Source organism: Bacillus sp. JJ1773, assembly GCF_036962035.1.
In the GTDB taxonomy this organism is placed as follows: Bacteria; Bacillota; Bacilli; order Bacillales; family Cytobacillaceae; genus Cytobacillus.
Window position 1 is genome coordinate 1 of the sequence record NZ_JBALNX010000135.1, and the last position, 4,147, is coordinate 4,147.

Consider the following 4,147-nt stretch of genomic DNA (forward strand, 5'->3'; position numbering starts at 1 on the left):
TTCTTCATAATTCCTCATTAGACTTTGAATGACTAGTACATTCTTCCTGATTTAGCCGAAATACCTGTAAAAATTATACATAATATAGATATAATTAATACATATGTCGGAAAGGGGATGGAATATGGAAGGCATTATCTTATTAGCGGTTGGGGTTCTGATTGTTTTTTTCTTTTTAAAACTCAGGAAAAAGAGAAGGAGATTTAAACTAAAGTATGAGCCGATTCCTGCAAACCTAGGAATCTTAAAGCCTAGGGATAAGGATATCGTAAAGCTCCTTCACTCATCCTTAGCCTCCTCCAATGTTAATCAATTAAAGCTTCGTGTTTTGCAAAACAACGCAAATTGGACAGATCACGATTTTGAATGGGCATATTTTGAGTTGAAAAGATATTTTATTTTAAACAGTTTATTAAAAACAGTTCCGATGTTTAGCGAGAGAGTGGACGAAATTTGGCATGAAATGCTTATGTTTACAAAGGATTATGAAAAGTTTTCGCATAAGTTTTACAAAGGTTTTTTACACCATACACCAAATATCGATTCAAAACCGATTCCCGGAGAAAGAGCTTTTTTTGATTGGGTTTATTTAAGTGTATTTCAGTCCTCTACAAATAGCCGTTTGCTTTGGGGCGGATTTTTAAGGCATCCGATAAAGCCAGAAATTCTTCAAGATTTTAAAAATCTTCCAGAAGATGAACTTTTAGATAGATATTTCAGAGCAACAGAAGATTGGATAGAAATTAAAAAATACTTAATCAGTAAAATGAAACAGGAAATATCTCAAGCAGAAATAATGAAGAATAACGAAAATGAATGCTCCTATTCACGTATAAATGCAGACAAAGAATATTATAAACTTCTTCCTGCTGCTGTATTTTTCTCCATGTATTCACCAGAAGTATTCCCACATGATATGAATCCGCTAATTCCAATAAAGCAGGCAAAGGCGAGCGGAGGAGGATCATCTTGTTATGGATATGGCTGCAGCAGCTGCTCATCAAAAGATTCAGGCAGTAATTCCAGCGGCGATTCCGGAGGAAATTCAAGCTGTTCAAGCTGTGGAGGAGGCTGCAGTTAACGGATAAGTAATCCTGATGGATTGCTTATTTTTTTTCAATAATTATGTTGAAATTAACAGTTATGTAACATTTTCATGATTTTTCTCCTATTAATAATAAGTTTTGATACAATCAAAAATGGACAAGAATAAGATCATATGGATGGGAATATTATGAATAAAACTTTTCTTTCAACACTGATAATTTTATATTTATGTATACAAGCTGCTCATGTAGTGAAAGCAGCTTCGGTTTCTAGCCCCGAGATCAAAAGTGAGTCAGCGATACTTGTAGATTCTGAGACAGGGGCGGTGTTATTTCAAAAAAATGCTGACAATAAAATGTTTCCAGCCAGCTTAACTAAAATTGCCACAGCCATTTACGCTATAGAAAATGGGAATCTTGAGGACCTAGTTACTGTAAGTAAAGGTGCGGCTAATACGGATGGGACAAGTGTATTTTTAGAGGAAGGGGAGCAAGTTCCATTAAAAAAGCTAATCCAGGGCATGTTAATCAACTCAGGAAATGATGCAGCTGCTGCCATCGCTGAGCATCTTGATGGAGACCGATATGAAGATAGAATAAACCAATATCTATCTTCAAAAGTAAAGGTAAAGAATACACACTTCACAAATCCACACGGTCTTTTCAATGAAAATCATTATACAACGGCAAAGGATTTAGCTAAAATAACGAATTATGCACTTCAAAATAATACCTTTAGAGAAATTTACGGAACGAAGGAACTGGCATGGAAGGGGAAGTCATGGGACACTACAATCTTAACCCATCATTTGATGCTTAAGGGAGAAATCCCCTATGAAGCAGTAAACGGAGGAAAGACTGGGTATGTACCTGAGTCTAAATTCACACTTGCATCAACAGCTCTTCAGAACAAGATGGAACTGACGGCCATAGTTTTGAAAGGGATGAATGATAACTTGGTATATGAAGATACAGAGGCGTTGTTTGATTATGGATTTGAACAGTTTAAACATTCTTATATAAGTAAATCTGCTGTTTTTCAGACAGCGGGAAAAACTTTTACAACTGATAATAACGATGTTTTAATTACAATCCCATCTGCTTTCTATCAAAAAAATGTAACTTCAAATGGTCAGTTACAATTAACAAATAATAAGGGAGATGTCATTCAATCAATTGCTCTTGTTGAAAAAAAGGAAGAAAAAACTGATACTCCTCCATATATTATGGATCAAACTGATCATATAACGATGGGATACTATGGGAAATTTGCAATGGTACTTTTAATAATCGGAGTCCTAATTATAGGAGTACGAAAAATAAGAAAAGCGATAAACGGATAAAATTCGTTTATCGCTTTCTTATTTGAAAATCGAAACAAGCAATAGCATGATGAAGGAAATGACAATCATTGTCCCTACAAGAGCCCATGCAAGATTCATATTTCCTGATTCGATAGACATATAAATAGCAGTTGACATCGTTTGTGTCTTCCCAGGAATATTTCCGGCAAACATTAACGTGGCGCCAAATTCCCCAAGTGCCCTCGCGAAGCTTAATATAGCTCCAGTTATTAATGATTTATAGGCAAGGGGCATCGTAATTAAGAAAAAAATTGTCCATTCTCCAGCTCCATCCACTCTAGCAGCCTCTTTAATTCCTCGGTCCACTTCAGAAAATCCTGTTTTCGCAGATTGATACATCAGCGGCAGGGCGACAATGGATGATGCAATGACGGCAGCCCACCATGTAAACATCATTGGATGATTGAAGATAGATTGAATCCATCTGCCAACAGGACTTGAATTTCCGAAAATAATAATTAATAAAAACCCAATTACGGTTGGAGGGAGGACAAGTGGAAGCATAAAAATTGTTTCCACTATCACTTTGCCCTTAAAGTTTTTTTCTAACATAAATTTTGCTAGCAATGTACCCGTAACAAAAACAAAAAGTAAAGAAATTAATGATACTTTAATAGAAAGTTGAACAGGTGATAGAAATAATTCATCCATAATAATCAATCCAATACAATCAATTTCGCCTTGGCGAAATTGAGCCCAGATTTTTATCGAGTAAGCTCGATAATTTCCTCTAAAAAATCTGAGGCATCCGCCGGAGGCTTAACTTAATTCAGCTGGGATTTAAACCTCCACTGAATTTGATACCTTTTTTGCATTCATTTCCCACTTATAGAAGTGGAAGACTTTTACTGAATAAAGTTAAATCCATATTTAACAAATACCTCTTCAGATTCCTTTCCTTGAATAAATTGATAAAAAAGCTCTGTTTCCTTCATATATTTTGTATTTTTAATTATGCCAACAGGGTAAACGATTGGGTCATGGCTGTCTGAATCTGCCTCCGCAACTACTTTCACTTTATCAGATGTTAACGCATCTGTCTTATAAACAAGACCCGCTTCGACATTCCCCGTTTCTACATATGTTAATACTTGTCTTACATCTTTAGCAAATACAATATTACTCTGAACTTGATCCCATAGACCTAAATGTTCAAGTGTTTGTTTTCCATAATTTCCAGCTGGTACTGCCTCAGGTGTCCCTAAAGCTACTTTTCCATTTCCAAGATTAGCAAGATCATTAAATCCTTCTATCGAATTTTTTGATTCTTTTGGTATGATTAAGACAAGTTTGTTTTCTAGCCTATCAACACCTTGGTTTTCATCAATGATCCCTTTTGAAACTAGTTCATCATATTTATCCTCAGCTGCTGAAAAGAATAGGTCTACAGGTGCGCCTTGGATGATTTGCTTTTGCAAAGCCCCAGAGCCACCAAAGTTAAAAAATAGCTTAATATTTTTATTTTTTTCTTCAAAAAGAGGCTTTATTTCATTAAGGGCATCTTCTAGACTTGCAGCCGCTGAAATAGTAAGCTCAATATTTTCTTCTTCTTTTTCAGTTTGTTTAACTTTATTTTCATTAGATTGTTCAGTAGGCTTGTCTGCTGTACAACCAGCTGCCATTAGTAATAATAAGAGCATTATTACGTAGGTAAATTTTATTTTCATAACTTTTCTCTCCCTTAAATTTGTTTATACCAAATTAGTTATAACTAATTATAACTAATTATAATTAGTT

At 35.0% G+C, this 4,147-nt stretch carries 4 protein-coding genes; 2 read left to right on the forward strand and 2 right to left on the reverse strand.

The window, feature by feature from the left end:
• Positions 1 to 124: 124 nt before the first annotated feature.
• Both V7127_RS25235 and V7127_RS25240 read left to right on the forward strand, forming a co-directional pair.
• Positions 125 to 1,081 (forward strand): hypothetical protein, encoded by a 957-nt coding sequence (locus V7127_RS25235; protein WP_335490886.1) that lies wholly within the window; start codon positions 125 to 127, stop codon positions 1,079 to 1,081.
• A 153-nt stretch (positions 1,082 to 1,234) separates the two neighbouring features.
• Positions 1,235 to 2,389 (forward strand): D-alanyl-D-alanine carboxypeptidase family protein, encoded by a 1,155-nt coding sequence (locus V7127_RS25240; protein WP_335347502.1) that lies wholly within the window; start codon positions 1,235 to 1,237, stop codon positions 2,387 to 2,389.
• 18 nt (positions 2,390 to 2,407) lie between these two features.
• Here the strand turns inward: V7127_RS25240 and modB are convergent, their stop codons facing one another.
• Positions 2,408 to 3,061, reverse strand: a complete 654-nt coding sequence (gene modB, locus V7127_RS25245; RefSeq protein ID WP_335347501.1) for a molybdate ABC transporter permease subunit — start codon at positions 3,059 to 3,061, stop codon at positions 2,408 to 2,410.
• Positions 3,062 to 3,255: 194 nt separating this feature from the next.
• On the reverse strand, positions 3,256 to 4,077 hold the full coding sequence (modA, locus tag V7127_RS25250) for a molybdate ABC transporter substrate-binding protein (protein WP_438824065.1): 822 nt from the start codon (positions 4,075 to 4,077) through the stop codon (positions 3,256 to 3,258).
• Positions 4,078 to 4,147: the final 70 nt, after the last annotated feature.